At 69.3% G+C, this 17,503-nt stretch carries 18 protein-coding genes; 12 read left to right on the plus strand and 6 right to left on the minus strand.

The annotated features are described in order from the left end of the window. Positions 1-37: 37 nt before the first annotated feature. Both ACXVUM_RS11270 and purB read left to right on the plus strand, forming a co-directional pair. Positions 38-628, plus strand: a complete 591-nt coding sequence (locus ACXVUM_RS11270; protein WP_458521873.1) for a TetR/AcrR family transcriptional regulator — start codon at positions 38-40, stop codon at positions 626-628. Positions 629-674: 46 nt separating this feature from the next. After that, positions 675-2,105 carry an adenylosuccinate lyase gene (gene purB, locus ACXVUM_RS11275; RefSeq protein ID WP_458521874.1) on the plus strand — a complete coding sequence of 477 codons (1,431 nt, stop codon included), beginning with the start codon at positions 675-677 and terminating at the stop codon, positions 2,103-2,105. Between the two features lies 1 nt (position 2,106). Here the strand turns inward: purB and ACXVUM_RS11280 are convergent, their stop codons facing one another. After that, a complete protein-coding gene (locus tag ACXVUM_RS11280; RefSeq protein ID WP_458521875.1) occupies positions 2,107-2,628 on the minus strand; it encodes a mycothiol transferase in 522 nt (173 codons plus the stop codon). A gap of 68 nt (positions 2,629-2,696) precedes the next feature. After that, positions 2,697-2,996 carry a SelT/SelW/SelH family protein gene (locus ACXVUM_RS11285; protein ID WP_458521876.1) on the minus strand — a complete coding sequence of 100 codons (300 nt, stop codon included), beginning with the start codon at positions 2,994-2,996 and terminating at the stop codon, positions 2,697-2,699. 54 nt (positions 2,997-3,050) lie between these two features. Between ACXVUM_RS11285 and ACXVUM_RS11290 the strand changes: the two genes are divergently transcribed. Both ACXVUM_RS11290 and ACXVUM_RS11295 read left to right on the plus strand, forming a co-directional pair. Further along, positions 3,051-3,944: a phosphoribosylaminoimidazolesuccinocarboxamide synthase gene (locus ACXVUM_RS11290; protein ID WP_458521877.1), complete on the plus strand. Its 894-nt coding sequence runs from the start codon at positions 3,051-3,053 to the stop codon at positions 3,942-3,944. Then, positions 3,941-6,037: a S9 family peptidase gene (locus ACXVUM_RS11295; RefSeq protein ID WP_458521878.1), complete on the plus strand. Its 2,097-nt coding sequence runs from the start codon at positions 3,941-3,943 to the stop codon at positions 6,035-6,037. Before ACXVUM_RS11290 ends, ACXVUM_RS11295 begins: the two co-directional genes overlap by 4 nt. A gap of 171 nt (positions 6,038-6,208) precedes the next feature. Here ACXVUM_RS11295 and ACXVUM_RS11300 read toward each other — a convergent pair whose 3' ends face one another. The 3 genes from ACXVUM_RS11300 to ACXVUM_RS11310 form a co-directional block, all read right to left on the minus strand. Next, positions 6,209-7,093 (minus strand): hypothetical protein, encoded by an 885-nt coding sequence (locus ACXVUM_RS11300; protein ID WP_458521879.1) that lies wholly within the window; start codon positions 7,091-7,093, stop codon positions 6,209-6,211. A 162-nt stretch (positions 7,094-7,255) separates the two neighbouring features. Then, a complete protein-coding gene (locus ACXVUM_RS11305) occupies positions 7,256-8,728 on the minus strand; it encodes a DHA2 family efflux MFS transporter permease subunit (protein WP_458521880.1) in 1,473 nt (490 codons plus the stop codon). Next, positions 8,725-9,231 (minus strand): MarR family winged helix-turn-helix transcriptional regulator, encoded by a 507-nt coding sequence (locus tag ACXVUM_RS11310; protein WP_458521881.1) that lies wholly within the window; start codon positions 9,229-9,231, stop codon positions 8,725-8,727. Before ACXVUM_RS11310 ends, ACXVUM_RS11305 begins: the two co-directional genes overlap by 4 nt. A gap of 147 nt (positions 9,232-9,378) precedes the next feature. On the opposite strand from ACXVUM_RS11310, the gene ACXVUM_RS11315 reads away from it, so the two are divergent. The 5 genes from ACXVUM_RS11315 to ACXVUM_RS11335 all read left to right on the plus strand — a co-directional run bounded on the left by ACXVUM_RS11315 (position 9,379) and on the right by ACXVUM_RS11335 (position 13,018). Continuing rightward, entirely contained in the window at positions 9,379-9,867 is a 489-nt protein-coding gene (locus tag ACXVUM_RS11315; protein WP_458521882.1) for a glutathione peroxidase, read from the plus strand. A gap of 89 nt (positions 9,868-9,956) precedes the next feature. Beyond that, on the plus strand, positions 9,957-10,664 hold the full coding sequence (locus ACXVUM_RS11320) for a DUF2334 domain-containing protein (protein WP_458521883.1): 708 nt from the start codon (positions 9,957-9,959) through the stop codon (positions 10,662-10,664). Positions 10,665-10,800: 136 nt separating this feature from the next. Beyond that, positions 10,801-11,040: a phosphoribosylformylglycinamidine synthase subunit PurS gene (purS, locus tag ACXVUM_RS11325; RefSeq protein ID WP_458521884.1), complete on the plus strand. Its 240-nt coding sequence runs from the start codon at positions 10,801-10,803 to the stop codon at positions 11,038-11,040. Beyond that, on the plus strand, positions 11,037-11,717 hold the full coding sequence (purQ, locus tag ACXVUM_RS11330) for a phosphoribosylformylglycinamidine synthase subunit PurQ (RefSeq protein ID WP_458521885.1): 681 nt from the start codon (positions 11,037-11,039) through the stop codon (positions 11,715-11,717). The genes purS and purQ overlap by 4 nt, the downstream gene beginning before the upstream one ends. A 2-nt stretch (positions 11,718-11,719) precedes the next feature. Then, positions 11,720-13,018, plus strand: coding sequence for a M18 family aminopeptidase (locus tag ACXVUM_RS11335; protein ID WP_458521886.1), 1,299 nt, complete (start codon positions 11,720-11,722; stop codon positions 13,016-13,018). Between the two features lie 13 nt (positions 13,019-13,031). On the opposite strand, the gene ACXVUM_RS11340 is transcribed toward ACXVUM_RS11335, so the two are convergent. Continuing rightward, the gene (locus ACXVUM_RS11340) at positions 13,032-13,586 is read right to left on the minus strand and encodes a TetR/AcrR family transcriptional regulator (protein ID WP_458521887.1); all 555 of its coding nucleotides are present in this window, start codon (positions 13,584-13,586) and stop codon (positions 13,032-13,034) included. A gap of 166 nt (positions 13,587-13,752) precedes the next feature. On the opposite strand from ACXVUM_RS11340, the gene ACXVUM_RS11345 reads away from it, so the two are divergent. From ACXVUM_RS11345 to ACXVUM_RS11355, 3 genes are all read left to right on the plus strand, one after another. Next, positions 13,753-14,982 (plus strand): cytochrome P450, encoded by a 1,230-nt coding sequence (locus ACXVUM_RS11345; protein WP_458522854.1) that lies wholly within the window; start codon positions 13,753-13,755, stop codon positions 14,980-14,982. A gap of 150 nt (positions 14,983-15,132) precedes the next feature. Further along, the gene (locus ACXVUM_RS11350) at positions 15,133-16,554 is read left to right on the plus strand and encodes an aldehyde dehydrogenase family protein (RefSeq protein ID WP_458521888.1); all 1,422 of its coding nucleotides are present in this window, start codon (positions 15,133-15,135) and stop codon (positions 16,552-16,554) included. Positions 16,555-16,611: 57 nt separating this feature from the next. Continuing rightward, complete coding sequence (locus tag ACXVUM_RS11355) at positions 16,612-17,499, plus strand: alpha/beta fold hydrolase (RefSeq protein ID WP_458521889.1); 888 nt, start codon at positions 16,612-16,614, stop codon at positions 17,497-17,499. Positions 17,500-17,503: the final 4 nt, after the last annotated feature.

Here is a 17,503-nt window from a genome sequence, read left to right on the forward strand (position 1 = left end):
GCCGGTGGCAAGCTCGGATTTGGCAGCATGTCCTCCCATGACGTCAGCAGCGACTCCCAAGGGGTTGCGGCGTCGTGCCCGTCTCATCGCCGCTGCGGGAGATCTGCTGGTGGAGGGCGGGTTTGACGCCGTTCGGCATCGCGCTGTCGCAGAACGCGCGAACCTGCCGCTGGCGTCGACGACCTACTACTTCGAGTCGCTCGAGGATCTCGTCGTGGAGGCGGTCTCGCACGTCTGTCACGACGACCTCGACGCGGTCCGGGACCGGGCGACGCACCTGACACGACGCCGGCGTGGATGCGAGGCGACGGCCGAGGCGCTCGCCGACGTCTTCATCGGCGAGGACCGCGAGATGCTCACGACCCGCTGCGAGGTCGTCGTTCTGGCGCAACGCTTTCCGCGCCTCCGCCCGATGCTGGTGAACCGCGGGAAGCTGCTCGGCGAGCTGCACCACGAGGTGCTCGAGAAGTCGGGACGGTCACCGGATGCGACCGCCGTCGTGCAACTGATGGCGGTGGAGGAGGGCGCAGTGGTTCGCGCGCTGTCCGATTCGGTCGAGGACGTGCACGCCGCGACCTACGAGGCACTGACCCACGTCGTCGAGGTGCTGGCGCCCAGTTGCCGCTGACCCGGCGATTGGGGCCGCCGTCACCGGGCGGGGCACAATGAGCCGCGTGTCTGAGAAGCCGCGCATCACCGATGTCCTGGCCGGGCGATACGCCTCGGCCGAGCTGGTCACCCTGTGGTCCCCGGAGCACAAGATCGTGCTCGAGCGTCGGCTGTGGATCGCCGTCCTCACCGCGCAGCGCGACCTCGGTGTCGACGTCCCCGACGGGGTGATCGAGGACTACGAGCGCGTCGTCGACGACGTCGACCTGGCATCGATCGCCGAGCGGGAGCGGGTCACCCGCCACGACGTGAAGGCCCGCATCGAGGAGTTCAACGCCCTCGCCGGGCACGAGCACATCCACAAGGGGATGACGAGCCGCGACCTCACCGAGAACGTCGAGCAGCTGCAGATCCTGCGGTCGTTGGAGCACGTGCACGCGCACGGCATCGCGGTCGCGGCCCGGCTGGCCGATCGGGCGGCGCAGTACTCCTCGGTCGTGATGGCCGGTCGCAGCCACAACGTCGCCGCACAGGCGACCACGCTCGGCAAGCGTTTCGCATCGGCCGCGGACGAGCTGCTCATCGCGCTCACCCGGCTGCACGAGCTCATCGGCCGCTATCCGCTGCGCGGCATCAAGGGCCCGATGGGGACGTCGCAGGACATGCTCGACCTGTTCGACGGCGACACCGACCGGCTGGCGTCGCTGGAATCGAGAGTTGCTGCGCACCTCGGCTTCTCACGTTCGCTGACGTCGGTGGGGCAGGTGTACCCACGCTCACTCGACCACGATGTCGTCTCGGCGCTGGTGCAGGTGGCCGCGGGGCCGTCGTCGATGGCGCACACCATCCGCCTCATGGCCGGCCACGAGCTCGTCACCGAGGGCTTCCAGCCCGGTCAGGTCGGCAGCTCGGCGATGCCGCACAAGATGAACACCCGCAGCTGCGAGCGGGTGAACGGTCTCGCCGTCGTGCTCCGCGGGTACGCCTCCATGACCGCCGAACTGGCGGGTGCGCAGTGGAACGAGGGCGACGTCTTCTGCTCGGTGGTGCGACGCGTCGCCCTGCCCGATGCGTTCTTCGCCGTCGACGGGCTGATGGAGACGTTCCTGACGGTGCTCGCCGAATTCGGCGCCTACCCCGCGGTGATCGAGAACGAACTCGACCGCTACCTGCCGTTCCTGGCGACCACCAAGGTGCTCATCGCCGCCGTGCGTGCCGGCGTCGGACGGGAGACGGCGCACGAGGCGATCAAGGAGAACGCGGTGGCCGTCGCGCTGGCGATGCGCGAGGAGGGCCGCGAGCCGGACCTGCTCGATCGTCTCGCGGCAGACGACCGGCTCCCACTCGATCGCGCGGCGCTCGAGGCCGCCCTCGCCGACAAGCACGCGTTCATCGGCGCCGCCGAACAACAGGTGGCCGACGTCGTCGCCGCGGTCGGTCGACTGGCGGACCAGTACCCCGACGCCGCCCGCTACACGCCGGCGCCGATCCTCTAGGTCAGGCGCCGGCCCGGCCGGCGACGCCGGCGATGAACTGCGCCTGGCCGATGTGCAGGGTGACGTCGTTGAGGACGCTGATCAGGCGGACCCCGGCCGTCACCGGCGGATCCCAGTTCTCGTCGACGACGCGCTCGACCTCGTCGGGTGTCAGGTCGCCGACGTAGTCGAGGACGGTGAGGTGCACGGCGTGGAAGTAGCCGTGCAACGCATCACCGTCGCCGGGAACGGCTGCGACCTCGTCGCTGCTCTGCCCGTAGCCCGTCGCCCAGTCGTCGAACGGCAGGTCGAACCGGTCGCGCCACTGCGGCCACAGCTGTTCCTCGCCGGACAGGCCGCTGATGTGGTCGTCGACGACGCGTGCGGAGTGCCAGATCAGCCAGGCGATGGTGTTCGCCTCCGCGTCCACGCGGTAGGTCAGCGACTCCGCCGTCGCGCCGTCGGTGAGCGCGGTGACTGCGTCGTCGGCGCGGGTGAACGCATCGACGAGGACGTCGTGCAGGGCGGTGGTCGTGTCGGTCACGGTGACTCCTCGCGGTCGGTGTGTTCGTCGGTACAACGCACGGCGGCGCCCGTGCTCATCCCCGCAGATCAGGACGTGCGCATGTCGCCATGTCCGAGGTCGCGGTCGGGGAACGCTGCGTCACGGACCCGGCGCTTGAGTTCGGCGGCGTCGGGGAAGCCGCCGTCGGTCGACCGGTCCCACACGGTCACGCCGTCGACGTCGACGCGGAAGACGCCACCGGTGTCGGGGAGCAGCGTCACCGAGCCGAGCTCGGTGCCGAAGGTGGAGAGCAGTTCGGCGGCCATCCAGTTGGCCCGCAGGAGCCAGTTGCACAGGGTGCAGTAGCGGATCCGCACGGCGGGACGCGAAGGGTCGGGCGTCGTCATGGTCGACGAGGGTAGGCGCGCGAGTGTCCGGCGGTACACCACTAGCCTGGGGTCATGCGTCCTTCCCTGGAGTCCTATCGGCATGTGGCGTCGGGCAAGGTCCGTGAGCTCTACGAGATCGACGCCGAGACGCTCCTCATGGTGTCCACCGACCGCATCTCCGCCTACGACCACGTGCTCGACAGCCTGATCCCGGACAAGGGGCGGGTGCTGACGGCGATGTCGTTCTTCTGGTTCGAGACGCTCGGGGTCGCCAACCACCTCGTCGGCGGACCGGAGGACCCCCGCATCCCCGCCGCCGAGGTCGGCCGGTCGATGGTCGTGCGCAAGCTGCCCATGCTCCCGGTGGAATGCGTTGCCCGCGGGTACCTCACCGGCTCCGGTCTGCTCGACTACCGCGCGACGGGATCGGTGTGCGGGATCGCGTTGCCGCAGGGATTGCTGGAGGCGTCGCGCCTCCCGATGCCGCTGTTCACGCCGGCCAGCAAGGCCGACGTCGGCGAGCACGACGAGAACATCGACTTCGACGGCGTCGTCGCCCGTGTGGGTGAACAGACCGCCCGCGCGGCGAGGGACGCGACGCTCGACATCTACATGCGCGGCGCCGAACTCGCGGCGAGCCGCGGGATCATCCTCGCCGACACCAAGTTCGAGTTCGGGCTCGCGCCGGACGGATCCCTCGTGCTGGCCGACGAGGTGCTCACCCCTGATTCCTCGCGGTACTGGGATGCCGGCATCCACACCCCCGGGGTGGTGCAGCCGAGCTTCGACAAGCAGATCGTGCGGAACTGGCTGACCGGCCCCGAATCCGGTTGGGACAGAACGGGGATGCTGCCACCGCCTCCGCTTCCCGACGATGTGATCGCGCGGACCCGGGGGCGGTACATCGAGGCGTACGAGACGATCTCGGGTCGCTCGTTCGCGCAGTGGCCGGCAGGTGCGCTGTGAGCGGGGTGCCGGCGGCCAAGAAGGTGCCGTCGACGCGCGAGCATCACGGCGACGTCGTGGTCGACGACTACGAATGGCTGCGGGAGAAGGACGATCCCGAGGTGATCGCGTTCCTCGAGGCGCAGAACGCCCTCACCGAGGCCGACACCGCCGAACTCGCCGACCTGCGATCGGACATCGTGGGGGAGATCAAGGCGCGCACCAAGGAGACCGACATGTCGGTCCCGGTGCGGCGCGGACGGTTCTGGTACTACTCGCGCACCCTCGAGGGCAAGCAGTACGGGATCAGCTGCCGGTGCCCGATCCGCGGCGACGACGACTGGGACCCACCCACGGTCGGCGACGACCCGCTCGACGGCGAGACCGTCCTGCTCGACTCGAACGTCGAGGCGGAGGGGACCGACTTCTACTCGCTCGGGTCGTTCTCCGTCTCCGACGACGGCACCCTGCTCGCCTATGGCGTCGACACCGTCGGTGACGAGCGGTACACGGTGCGGTTCAAGGACCTCACCACCAGCGAGATGCTCGCCGACACGGTCGAGAACACCGCGCCCGGTGCGACGTGGTCGGCGGACGGGCGCCACGTCTTCTATCTCACCGTCGACGACGCCTGGCGGCCGGACACGGTGTGGCGTCACGACATCGGTGCGGGGACCGACGACGTCCGTGTGTTCCACGAATCCGACGAACGGTTCTGGGTCGGCATGGGGACCACCCGCAGCGATCGGTACCTGATCATCGCGCTGGGCTCGAAGATCACCTCCGAGGTGCATGTCCTCGACGCATCCGATCCGACCGGCGAGTTCCGCGTCGTGTGGCCCCGTCGGGACGGCATCGAGTACGACGTCGAGCACGCCGTCATCGGCGGTGCGGACCGCTTCCTCATCACGCACAACGAGGACGCCGAGAACTTCGAGGTGCTCTCGGCGCCCGTCGACGACCCGACGGCGACGCGCGTGGTCGTCGCACACGACGTCGACCGCCGCATCGAGGGTGTCGACGCCTTCGCCGACCGGCTGGTGCTCAGCTACCGCCGCGCGGCGACCCCGCGGATCGCTGTCGCCGACCTCACCGGTCTCGGTGTCGACGACGAGGTCGAGTTCGCTGAGGTCGAGTTCGCACAGGAGATCTCGTCGGCCGGGCTCGCCTCGAACCCCGAGTGGACGGCACCGCGGTTGCGGATCGGGTACACCAGCTACATCGAACCGTCCGAGGTGTTCGATCTCGACCTGCGGACCGGGGAGCGGATCCTGTTGCGCCGCCAGCCCGTTCTCGGCGGCTACGACCCCGCCGACTACGAGCAGCGGCGTGAGTGGGTGACCGCCCGCGACGGCACGCAGGTGCCGTTGTCGGTGATCGCGCGCCGCGGCGTCGACCGTCCCGCGCCCACGCTGCTCTACGGCTACGGGTCCTACGAGGCCAGCATGGACCCGGCGTTCTCCATCGCGCGCCTGTCGTTGCTGGACCGTGGGGTCGTGTTCGTCGTGGCCCACATCCGCGGTGGTGGCGAGATGGGTCGGCACTGGTACGAGAACGGCAAGACGCTGACGAAGAAGAACACCTTCAGCGACTTCGTCGACGCCGCACAGCATCTCGTCGACACCGGTGCGACGACCCCCGCGCAGTTGGTGGGGGAGGGCGGTTCCGCGGGCGGGCTGCTCATCGGCGCGGTCGCGAACATGGCGCCCGAGCTGTTCAGCGGGATCCTCGCCGTCGTGCCGTTCGTCGACCCGTTGACGTCGATCCTCGACCCGTCGCTGCCGCTCACCGTCATCGAGTGGGACGAGTGGGGCAACCCGCTGGAGGATCCCGAGGTGTACGCGTACATGAAGAGCTATTCGCCGTACGAGAACGTCGAAGAGAAGGCGTATCCCGCCATCCTGGCGATCACATCGCTCAACGACACGCGGGTGATGTACACCGAGGCCGCCAAGTGGGTCGCACGGCTGCAGGACCACACCACCTCGGATGCCCCGATCCTGCTCAAGACCGAGATGACCGCCGGCCACGGTGGCGTGAGCGGACGGTACAAGCAGTGGGAGGAAGTCGCCTTCGAGCACGCCTGGGTCCTCCGCCAGACGAAAGCCCTCTGACCAGGACCCGACGCTCACCCCGTCGAGTGGGCGCTACCGGACGTCGAGTGGGCGTTTCCAGACGTCGGTTGGGCGGTTCCGGACGTCGGTTGGGCGGTTCCGGACGTCGAGTGGGCGTTTCCAGACGTCGGTTGGGCGGTTCCGGACGTCGAGTGGGCGGCTGTCGACGCGTCATCGGTGGCCGCGGCGTTCCAGCGCGCCTCTGATCTTCGCCATCTCGCTGTTCTCGTCCGCGGACAGCGCCGCGGAGGTTGTGCGGAGGGGTATCCACCCCCTCCGCATGACTGCACCGTCGCGCCGCAGATCGTGGAGCTTCTGTGCGTCGGACGAGTGGTAGTCGACGCCGTCGTAGTCGATCCCGATCTTGTACCGGCGATAGCCGAGGTCGAAGCGGGCGATCAGCCTGCCCGCCTCGTCGAACACCTCGATCTGACTCTCGGGTGGTGGGAGTTCGTGCCGGTGCATGACGAGGCGCGTCCAGCTCTCACCTGGTGACTCGGCCAGGGGTTCGATGAGACCGACGAGTTCACGCAGCTGACAGATTCCCCGGGCACGGGGGTTGTCACGGGTGTATGCCCACAGGTCGGCCAGGTCGAGGCCTGCGCTGCGGGCGAGGTCGTCGAGATGACCGAGCGCGAGCCAGTCGGGTCGTCGTCGACCGAGGTCGTATGCGGTGCGGACCACGCTGGTGACCGGCAACCCGGCGATCTCGACGATGTCGTCGGCAGCGAGCCGGTCCGTTCGGAGGAAGCGGACACCGGTGCGGCGCCGACCTTGGCCACGGAGATCGCGGATCAGCTCGACGTCGCCGTCGACATCCGGGTAGTGGACGCCGTGCAGGAACTGTGCGCTGAGACCGGCGACGACAGAGCCCGGACCCGCACTGAGGTAGGCGGCGCGGATGCGATCGGTGGCGGTCAGCGTGACGGTCGGATCCGCGTAGACACCGCGGTGAAGCCGCTGCAGATCACGTCGGGCGCGGTGTGACGAGTCCTCGGTCAGCGCGATGTGGTCCGGTGCGAGCGGTCGCGCGTCGGGTGCGTATCCCATGTTCATCGGACGCAGCCGGCGTCGAATCGGTTCCGCGGTGACGCGATTGCCCAATCGACGTCTGGAACCGCCCAATCGACGTCTGGAACCGCCCAACCGACGTCTGGAACCGCCCAATCGACGAACGGCCCCCGGCGGGTGCCGGGGGCCGTTGGTCGGTCGAGTGTGTCAGTGCATCATCACCGGCGCGGCGGGTTCGCCGTCCGGGGTGGCGACCGCGACCTTCTTGCGGGGCAGGAAGAACGCCGGCACCAGGCAGATCACGATGAGAACGACGGCGACGACGAACGTGTCACCGAACGCCCCGGCGGCAGCCGACGGGGTCGGCGGCACCAGCGACTTGAGGTTGGTCGCCAGGATCACCGAGATGACCGCGGTACCGATCGACGCGGCGGTCTGCTGGACGACGTTGACCAGCGTCGAGCCGTCGGCGACGCTCTCGGCCTTCAGGGTCGCCAGCGCCGCGGACATCATCGGCATCATCGACATGCCCATGCCGAGCCCCTGGACGAACAGCGCCGCACCGAGCAACCAGTAGGACGTGTCGGCACCGAGGAACATGAACGCGCCCAGGCCGATGGCGATGAGGACGATGCCGGTGAGCACGAACTTGCCCGGACCGATCTTGTCGGTCATGCGGCCCGCGATCGGCATGGTGATCATGGCGCCGATGCCCTGCGGAGCGACCAGCAGGCCGGCCATCAGGGTCGACTCGCCACGCACGCCGATGAAGTACTGCGGGAACAGCAGGGACGCACCGAAGAACGCGATCAGGAAGAACGTGAACGTCACGATGGTGACGCTCAGCGTGCTGTTCTTGAACAGCCGCAGGTCGAGCAGCGGCTTCTTCCCGCGCAGTGCGTGGAGCACGAACGCCACGATGAGCACCGCGCCGATCGCCATGGGGATCAACACCTTCGCCGCCAGGAACGTGCCCGCCTCGTTCGACGACGAGACGCCGAACAGGAAGACCGCGAGGCCGGGCGACAGCAGCAGCAGACCGACGAAGTCGAACGACGGACGCGTCTTCTCCTCGTCGTTGTCGAGAACCCATGCCGAGTACACGATCGCCGCGATGCCGATGGGGACGTTGATCAGGAAGATCCAGTGCCACGACACGAACTCGATGAGCACGCCACCGAGGATCGGTCCGGCGATGGGGCCCAACAGCATCGGGATGCCCAGCACGGCCATGATCGAGCCGACGCGCTCCGGGCCGGCCGCGCGGGTGAGGATCATCATGCCGACGGGCATCAGCATGCCGCCGCCGGCGCCCTGCAGCATGCGGAAGGCGACCAGGGATCCGATGTTCCATGCGAACGCGCACAGCACCGAGCCGAGCACGAACAGCACGAGCGAGGTCAGGTAGACGTTCTTGGTGCCGAAACGTGCACTCGCCCAGCTCGATAGCGGGATGACCGCGGCCAGTGCGAGGGTGTAGCCGGTCGCCGACCACGCAGCGTTGGCGGCCGAGGTGCTGAACACGTCCTGGAAGGTGTTCTGCGCGACGGCCACGACGGTGGTGTCGAGGATGGACATGATGGCGCCGAGCACGACGACGGCCGCGACCTTGAGGGTGCGGGCGTCGAGGCCGGGTGGCGAGTCGGCGGCAGGCGTCGACGTGGCTTGCGTGGTGGTCATCGGTTCGCTTTCTGAGTGCGGTGTACGAACACCGGATCGGGATCGGCGAGATAGTCCCCGGTGACTATCGAGTGCAGGACCTGGTGGAGGTCGTCGCGGAGTGCAGCGGGCAGACGGTCCAGGAAATTCCGGAACTCGTCTTCTTTGCGGTCGAGATGTTCGGTGACGCGGTGGTGTCCCTCGTCGGTGAGCGACACCCGCTTGACCCGTCGGTCGGCGTGGTCCTCGCGACGGTCGACCAGACCCATGCCGACCAACTTGTCGACGTTGCGTCCCGTGGCGGCGAGGGACAGGTGCAGTTCTTCGCTCAACTCGTTGAGGGAAAGGGCACGCGCCCGACCCGCGAGCACCATGAGGGTGCGGAAATGGGCGAAGGAGATGTCGCTGGAGGCGAGTCCGTCGATCGCGTCGACCTCGGCGGTCGTGAGGAGTCGACTGAGGAACTCGCTGAGGACGTCGAACGCCGCCTCGGTCGTCACCTCACCCGCTGTCTCCCCACGCACCAGAAAAAGCTAACGCACACGCAACTATCGACGCCACCGCAAGTGACTGTGCCATCGGTCACCCGGGTGTGGGCGTCGAGACCGGGGTCACACGTGCGTCGATCTCGACGGTTCCCGCGCGCCTGCTGCGTGGCTAGGCTCGGCTGCATGACGACGATCAGCGAGATCCCGGTGACGACCCTGCGCGGCGAGGAGGCCACCCTCGGCCAGTTCGGCGGACCTGTCCTCGTCGTCAACGTGGCGAGCAGATGCGGCCTCACCCCGCAGTACACGGGGCTGGAGAAGATCGCCGAGGACTACCGCGACCGTGGACTCACCGTCGTCGGCGTCCCCTGCAACCAGTTCATGGGCCAGGAGCCCGGCACCGCCGAGGAGATCGAGACGTTCTGCTCGACGACGTACGGCGTCACCTTCCCGTTGCTCGAGAAGACCGAGGTCAACGGCGAGAACCGTCACCCGCTCTACGCGGAGCTCACGAAGACCGCCGACGCCGACGGCGAGGCCGGTGACGTGCAGTGGAACTTCGAGAAGTTCCTCGTCGACGCCGACGGGACCGTCGTCCGACGCTTCCGTCCCCGCACCGAGCCCGACGCACCCGAGGTCATCGAGGCGATCGAGGGCGTGCTGCCGCACTGAGACGCGACGGGACGGATCTCCCCTGCCGTTCCGCCCCCGTACACGTCGATGCCACCGACGGCTCACCTGCGCCGATCACACTCGGTGGCATGAGTGGTCGGCTGTATGTGTCGGTCTCGGGCATCCGCGCCGAGACGTTCGACGACGTGCGTCTGCTCGTCGACGAGCTCGCCGCCCGCGACGTACCGGTGTCGCTGCTGGTGTCGCCGCGACTGAAGCACGGATACCGCCTGCACGAGGACCCGACGACGGTCGACTGGTTGCGGGAGCGGCGATCGGGAGCGGACGCCGTCGTGCTGCACGGGTACGACCAGGCGCCCACGAAGCGACGCCGTGGCGAGTTCGCGGTGATCGACGCGCATGAGGCCGGGCTCCGACTGGCCGCCGCCGACCGGGTGCTGGAGACGTGCGGACTGCGGACGCGGATCTTCGCCGCCCCGCGGTGGACCGCGTCGCCCGGCGCGCTGACAGCGCTGCCGCGCGCAGGATTCCACGTCAACCTCGGCTTCACCGGCTGGGACGACCTCGTCACCGGTACGTCGACGCGGGCCCGGGTCCTGGGCTTCGGCGACGGTTTCCGGGTGGACGCGTGGTGGTGTCGCATGGTGGTCGCCGCCACGAACCGCACCGCACGCCGCGGTGGCGACGTCCGCCTCTCCATCGCCGGAAAGCATCTCGCGACGGCGCCGGCGCGCCAGACGTTCCTCGACTGCATCGACCTCGCGCGACACCACGGGATGACCCCCGCGACCTACCGCGAGTTGACGTCCAGCCGGGCGGGCCACAGCGCCGCCTGACCGCCCCGCGGGGCACGCGAGCGCACGGACGTCGCCCGGTAGCATGACCGCTGGTCCCCGGCGGTCCCGACGCGCGACGCGGCTCGTCCGGTAGTCGGTCGGGCCGGGACGACGACAGACGAACGGGAGTGTGTCCATGGCGCGTGTGGTGGTCGACGTGATGCCCAAGGCCGAGATCCTCGACCCCCAGGGCCAGGCGATCGTCGGGGCGCTGGGGCGTCTCGGTTTCTCCGGTGTCGCCGACGTCCGACAGGGCAAGCGGTTCGAGCTCGACCTCGACGGTGACGTCGACGACGTGACGCTCGAACGGATCGCCTCGGAACTGTTGGCCAACACCGTGATCGAGGACTTCACCGTCAGCCGGGTGCAGGCGTGACCGCACGCATCGGCGTCATCACCTTCCCGGGCACCCTCGACGACGTCGACGCCGCCCGGGCCGTCCGACTCGCCGGTGCCGAACCCGTCGCCCTGTGGCACGCCGACGCCGACCTGCAGGGGGTCGACGCCGTCGTCGTCCCGGGCGGGTTCTCCTACGGCGACTACCTGCGTGCCGGTGCGATCGCGCGGTTCGCGCCGATGATGGGTGCGGTCGTACAGGCGGCGACCCGCGGTACCCCGATCCTGGGGATCTGCAACGGGTTCCAGGTCCTCTGCGAGGCCGGCCTGCTGCCCGGCGCCCTCACCCGCAACGTCGGCCTGCACTTCGTGTGCCGTGACCAGTGGCTCGAGGTCGTCTCCACCGACACCGCCTGGAGCAGCCGCTTCGAGCCCGGCGCCGAGATCCTCGTCCCGCTGAAGTCGGGGGAGGGCCGCTACGTCGCATCCGACGAGGTCCTCGCCGAGTTGGAGGGGGAGGGGCGTGTCGTGTTCCGCTATGCCGGGGACAACCCGAACGGGTCGCTCAACGCGATCGCCGGCATCGCCAGCGCCGACAAGCGGGTCGTCGGCCTCATGCCGCATCCCGAGCACGCGACCGAGCCGCTGACCGGACCGAGCGACGACGGCCTCGGCCTGTTCTTCTCTGCGCTCGACGCCGTCCTCGCGTCCGCCTGACCATGATCGCCACCACCGCCGACGCCGCGGGACTGTGCGGATTCGTCGACGCGTCCCCGTCGCCGTTCCATGTCTGCGCCACCGTCGCCGACGCCCTGCGTGCCGCCGGCTGGACCGAGCTCGTCGAGACCGACCCCTGGGGGTCCGCGACCGGAACCGGTTCCGGTGGACGGTTCTTCGTCGTCCGCGGCGGATCGGTGATCGCGTGGGACGCGACGGCAGCGGGTGCGGGGTCGACGACCTTCCGCATCGTGGGCGGTCACACCGACAGTCCGAACCTGCGGGTGAAGCAGCACCCCGAGTACATCTCGGCCGGACTGGCGATGATCGCGCTCGAACCGTACGGCGGCGCCTGGACGAACTCCTGGCTCGACCGGGACCTGGGTGTCTCCGGTCGCCTGGCGGTCCGCGGTGCCGCCGGCCCACGACAGGTCCGTGTCCGCATCGACGAGCCCGTACTGCGCGTGCCGCAGTTGGCGATCCATCTCTCCGAGGACCGCAAGGGGGTGGCGCTGGACCCGCAGCGGCACGTCAACGCGCTGTGGGGGGACCCGGCGGGCCCGGGCTTCCTCGCGACCGTGGCCGATCGGGCCGGTGTGTCCGTCGGCGACGTCCTCGGCTGGGAGCTCATGACCCACGATCTCGCGCCGAGTGCCGTCGTGGGTGCCGGGCGGGATCTCGTCAGCGCGCCCCGTCTCGACAACCAGGGCACCTGCTACGCGGGATTGCGCGCACTGCTCGACTCGGCGGAGCGCGCGACCGGCGGCGACGCGATCCGTGTCCTCGCCCTGTTCGACCACGAGGAGGTGGGAAGCGCCTCCGATCGCGGTGCGGCGTCGGACTTCCTGATCACCGTGCTCGAACGCATCGTCCTCGCCCGCGGCGGAGACCGCGACGCGTTCCTGGCGACGATGGCGGGCAGTGTCTGCGCATCGGGCGACATGGCGCACGCCACGCACCCCAATTACCCCGACCGTCACGAGCCCTCGCACACCATCGCCGTGAACGGCGGTCCGGTGCTCAAGGTGAACCAGAACCTGCGCTACGCCAGCGACGCGACCGGCGAGGCGGAGTTCGCGCTCGCCTGCGACGACGCGGGAGTCCCGTTGCAGCGTTACGTCCACCGGGCCGACCTGCCCTGCGGTTCCACGATCGGCCCGATCACCGCGACGCGGACCGGGCTGTCGACCGTCGACGTCGGTGCCCCGCAGCTGGCGATGCACAGTGCTCGCGAGATCATGGGCGCCTCGGACATCGCGACCTATTCGGCTGCGCTGCAGGCGTTCCTGGCGCCGTCCTGAGTTCTGCCGCGGGTCAGCGGTCGGCGGGACGTGCCGCGTCGAGGGACTCCTCGGCGCGGGTGAGCAGCCAGGACAACGCCTCGGGGTCGTCGTCGAGGGTGACCTGTTCGTAGCCGACGAGCAGGTACATGGCCCACTTCGCGAAGTACTCGGCACCCCGCCGATCGCCCATGATCGCCTCGGCCGACTCCACGAGCACCTCGTATCGAGAGGCGTCGACCTCTCGCTGCACCGCGCGGACCTCGGCGTCGAGGCTGCTCCAGGTCCGGATGGCCGCCTCGGCGTGATACGGCAGCGACATCGCGATCCCGCGCAGGATGTCGATGCGGCGACGGGGATCGGTCTCGGAGCGCACATGGCGGATGAGTGCGGTGTTGCTCTCGCTCTGCCAGTGCGCGATCAGCTCCGAGGTGTAGGTGCTCCAGTTCGGGAAGAAGTGGTAGAAGGAGCCCGACGTGACGCCCAGGCGCCGACACACCTCGGCCAGCTTGAGACCGCCGTACCCCAGGTCGGCGAGAACCGACAGGCCCGTCTCGAGGTACGCGAGTCGCGTCGTCGTGGCGGGCATGTCCCCAGCCTAGAGGTCCGTACATCCGTCGAGTCGCCGACCGTGACCTTCTGCTCTCCCCTCCGGGGGCCATAACATGACTTATGTTACTGTGACGCACCTCATAGCAGAGGCTGATCCCGATCAGAACGAGGAGGCGCGGGTGAGCGCACCGTCGACGGACCGCATGTTCCACCCCGACTCGATCTCGGCGCTGTCGTTCTGGTCCGGCAGCGCCGCCGATCGCCAGGCCACGTTCGCGCGGCTGCGGGCCGACGCGCCCGTCAGCTGGCACCCGCCCGTCGAGGGCGGCCTGATGGTGCCCGAGCAGCCCGGTGTCTGGGCCGTCGCCCGCCACTCCGACATCGCCCATGTCAGCAAGCATCCCGACCTGTTCACCTCCGGTCGGGGCGTGATGATCGAAGAGGTTCCCGCGGAGATCCTCGAGGCGTCGATGTCGTTCCTCGCGATGGACGGGAAACGCCACACGTCGCTGCGTCGGTTGGTGAGCACCGCGTTCACGCCACGGCGGATCGCGGCGATCGCCGACCAGATCCATCACCAGGCGATCGCGATCGTCGACGACCTCCTCGCCCACCCCGAGGGCGATTTCGTCGCGGCGGTGAGCAGGCGCCTGCCCATGTGGACCATCTACGAGATGATGGGTCTGCCGCCCGAGCAACGGGAGGCCGGCGCCCACCACGCCGACGGCCTCGTCTCGTGGAACGACCCCGACGTCGCCGCCGGTCGCGAGCCGGGTGCGGTTCTCGCCGAATCCCTCGTCGCACTCCTGGGTCTCGCGACCGCTCTCGCCGACGCGCGCCGTTCGCACCCACAGGACGACCTGATGACCGCGCTGGTGGAGGCGGATGTCGAGGGCGCCCGGCTCACCGACGACGAGATCGCGGCGTTCTTCGTGCTCTTGTCGGTCGCCGGCAACGACACCACCCGCAACACCGTCAGCCTCGTCGCGAAGGCGTTGCAGGACAACCCCGATGAGCGCCGCCTGCTCGTCGACGACCTCGACCGTGTCATGCCCACGGCGGTCGAGGAGTTCGTCCGGTGGGCCACCCCGGTGATGACGTTCCGACGGACGGCCGTGGTCGACACCGAGCTCGCCGGACAGCAGATCCGGGCGGGGGAGTGGGTGCTGCTCCTCTATCCCTCCGGCAACCGCGACGACACGGTCTTCGACGACCCGCATCGCCTCGACCTCACCCGCTCGCCGAACCCGCACCTGGGCTTCGGTGGCGGCGGCCCGCACTACTGCATGGGTGCGTTCCTGGCCAGGACGCAGCTGCGGGAGTTGTTCGGCCAGTTGCTCACCCGCGCTCCGGGACTCACGCTCGGCGAGCCCGAACCACTCGTCGGCAACTTCGTCCACGCCGTCCGGTCGATGCCCTACACCCTGCGATGACCCGGCCCGACAGTCCGCCGGCGACGACGGTTCGACACGGCGGAGACCTCGATTCCGCCCGACCTCCCGGTCTCGATGCGCGAGGATGGCATCGACGGGCGACGTCGTGTGTCCGACGTCGTCGGTGATCGCGGAGAGGGAAGGACCACCATGGCTGCACCCACGACCCCGGTCGACGGAGACCGGGTCGATCCCGGCCCGGAGGGTCGCGTCGACCCGAGCCTGCTCGCCGATCTCCGGCGTCATCACGCGACGGGTGCGACCCGAGACCTCGCATGGCGGACCGGGCAGCTCGCGGCCCTCGAGCGGATGCTCGACGAGCGTGAGGACGAGATCGTCGCCGCCCTCGACGCCGACCTGGGACGTGCCGGGTTCGACGCGTGGCTGGGGGACGTCGCGTCCACCAAGGGCGAGGCGACCTTCGCGCGCAAGAACCTCAAGAAGTGGATGAAACGGCAGCGCCAGTCGATGCCGCTCGCGCAGCTGCCCGCGCGCGGCTGGGTCCAGTACGAACCGCTCGGCGTCGTCCTCGTCATCGGGCCGTGGAATTACCCCGTCTACCTCACGCTCGGCCCACTGGTGGCAGCGATCGCGGCCGGCAACTGCGCCGTGCTCAAGCCGTCGGAGATGGCGCCGGCCTCGTCGGCGTTGCTCGCGCGGATCGTGCCGCAGTACCTCGACACGACGGCGTTCCGCGTCGTCGAGGGGGCCGCGCAGACCACGCAGGACCTGCTCGCCCTCGGGTTCGATCACGCCGTGTTCACCGGCGGCACGGAGGTGGGTCGCAAGATCATGGCCGCCGCGGCACCCACTCTCACGCCGGTGACGCTCGAACTGGGAGGCAAGAGCCCGGTGTACGTCGCCGCCGACGCCGACCTGGACGTCGCCGCCCGCCGCATCGCCTGGACGAAGCTGCTCAACTCCGGACAGACCTGCATCGCCCCCGACTACGTCCTCGCGGACCCGTCCGTCGTGGAGACCCTGGTCGACAAGATCCGTACGACCATCGCCGAGTTCCGCTCCGACAAGTCCGAACCGACCGTCCCGATCGTGAACGAGCGGCAGTTCGACCGACTGGCGTCCTACCTCGAGACGACGACCGGCCGCGTGGTCCTCGGCGGCGGTGTCGACCGCGAGAACGTGCGGATCGAGCCGACGATCGTCCTCGACCCCGATCCGGCTGACGCCCTGATGGAGAACGAGATCTTCGGGCCGATCCTCCCGGTGATCACCGTCGACTCGCCCGACGCCGCCATCATGTTCGTCAACGCCCGACCCAAGCCGCTCGCCAGCTATGTGTTCACGTCGTCGAAGGCGTTGGCGCAGCGCATGATCGATTCCATCCCGTCCGGCGGGGCGGTGGTCAACCACATCGCGATGCACTGCCTGATCCCGCAGCTCCCGTTCGGTGGCGTCGGGGCCAGCGGGACGGGCGCCTACCACGGCAGGTGGGGGTTCGAGGCGCTCAGTCACCGCAAGGCGGTGTTGGCCAAGCCGGCGAAACCCGATCTGTCGCTCATCTATCCGCCGTACAGCGACCGCGCGGTGACGCTGCTGCGCAGGATGCTGTGAGGGAGAACCAGGCGGTCGATCGCGCTGCTCCCCCGGCGAACGGGCATCATCGAGGCCATGGAGTCCTCCACGGTCCGGGCCGGAGTCCTCGACGTCACGGTGGAACGCACCGGTGACCGCGGAGGTCCCGCTGTCGTTCTGCTGCACGGCTTCCCGTACAGCCCGCGCGGATACGACGACGTCGCGAGACTCCTCGCCGACACCGGGCACGACGTCGTCGTACCCCATCTGCGGGGATTCGGCTCGACGCGATTCGTCGACGACACGACGCCCCGATCGGGACAGCAGGCCGCGCTCGGGCACGACCTGCGCGACCTGATCGAGGCGCTGGATCTGACGCAGCCCGTCGTCGCCGGATACGACTGGGGTGGCCGGGCGGCGTGCGTCGTCGCGGCCCGATGGCCGGAGCTGGTGTCCGGCCTCGTCAGTGTGTCGGGTTACCTGATCCAGGACATCGCTGCCGCCGCGACCGGTCCTGTCGCACCTCGTCTGGAGAAGCGCTACTGGTACCAGTGGTACCTCCACTCCGAACGCGGCCGACGCGGACTGGCCGCGCACCGTGAGGAGTTCGCACAGATCCTCTGGACCGAGTGGTCACCGACATGGCGGTTCGGGGACTCGGAGTTCGCGGCCAGTGCCGCCGCGCTCGACAACCCCGACTTCGTCGACGTGTCCGTCCACTCGTACCGACACCGCTACGGCCTCGCCGACGGCGACCCGGCCTACGACGAGACGGAGGCGGCATTGGCCACGACACCGACGATCACCGTGCCGACCGTCGTCGTCGATCCCACCGAGGACACCGTCGCAGCGCTCTACGGGCGCGCGGATCACGCCGCGCACTTCACCGAGCTCGTCGCCGTCCGTGAGATGGCCTGCGGACACAACCCGCCCCAGGAACTCCCGGGCCAGTTCGCCGACGCGGTCCGCATCCTCACCGCCTGAGTGG

The organism is Williamsia sp. SKLECPSW1 (genome assembly GCF_054332755.1).

Bases quoted from the DNA above. Each gene is read 5' to 3' on its own strand.
- ACXVUM_RS11305 (WP_458521880.1), bottom strand. From the start codon at position 8,728: ATGACCACCACGCAAGCCACGTCGACGCCTGCCGCCGACTCGCCACCC.
- ACXVUM_RS11315 (WP_458521882.1), top strand. From the start codon at position 9,379: ATGACGACGATCAGCGAGATCCCGGTGACGACCCTGCGCGGCGAGGAG.
- ACXVUM_RS11270 (WP_458521873.1), top strand. From the start codon at position 38: ATGACGTCAGCAGCGACTCCCAAGGGGTTGCGGCGTCGTGCCCGTCTC.
- ACXVUM_RS11355 (WP_458521889.1), top strand. From the start codon at position 16,612: ATGGAGTCCTCCACGGTCCGGGCCGGAGTCCTCGACGTCACGGTGGAA.
- purS (WP_458521884.1), top strand. From the start codon at position 10,801: ATGGCGCGTGTGGTGGTCGACGTGATGCCCAAGGCCGAGATCCTCGAC.
- ACXVUM_RS11285 (WP_458521876.1), bottom strand. From the start codon at position 2,996: ATGACGACGCCCGACCCTTCGCGTCCCGCCGTGCGGATCCGCTACTGC.
- ACXVUM_RS11340 (WP_458521887.1), bottom strand. From the start codon at position 13,586: ATGCCCGCCACGACGACGCGACTCGCGTACCTCGAGACGGGCCTGTCG.
- ACXVUM_RS11335 (WP_458521886.1), top strand. From the start codon at position 11,720: ATGATCGCCACCACCGCCGACGCCGCGGGACTGTGCGGATTCGTCGAC.
- ACXVUM_RS11345 (WP_458522854.1), top strand. From the start codon at position 13,753: ATGTTCCACCCCGACTCGATCTCGGCGCTGTCGTTCTGGTCCGGCAGC.
- ACXVUM_RS11290 (WP_458521877.1), top strand. From the start codon at position 3,051: ATGCGTCCTTCCCTGGAGTCCTATCGGCATGTGGCGTCGGGCAAGGTC.
- ACXVUM_RS11320 (WP_458521883.1), top strand. From the start codon at position 9,957: ATGAGTGGTCGGCTGTATGTGTCGGTCTCGGGCATCCGCGCCGAGACG.
- ACXVUM_RS11300 (WP_458521879.1), bottom strand. From the start codon at position 7,093: ATGAACATGGGATACGCACCCGACGCGCGACCGCTCGCACCGGACCAC.
- ACXVUM_RS11350 (WP_458521888.1), top strand. From the start codon at position 15,133: ATGGCTGCACCCACGACCCCGGTCGACGGAGACCGGGTCGATCCCGGC.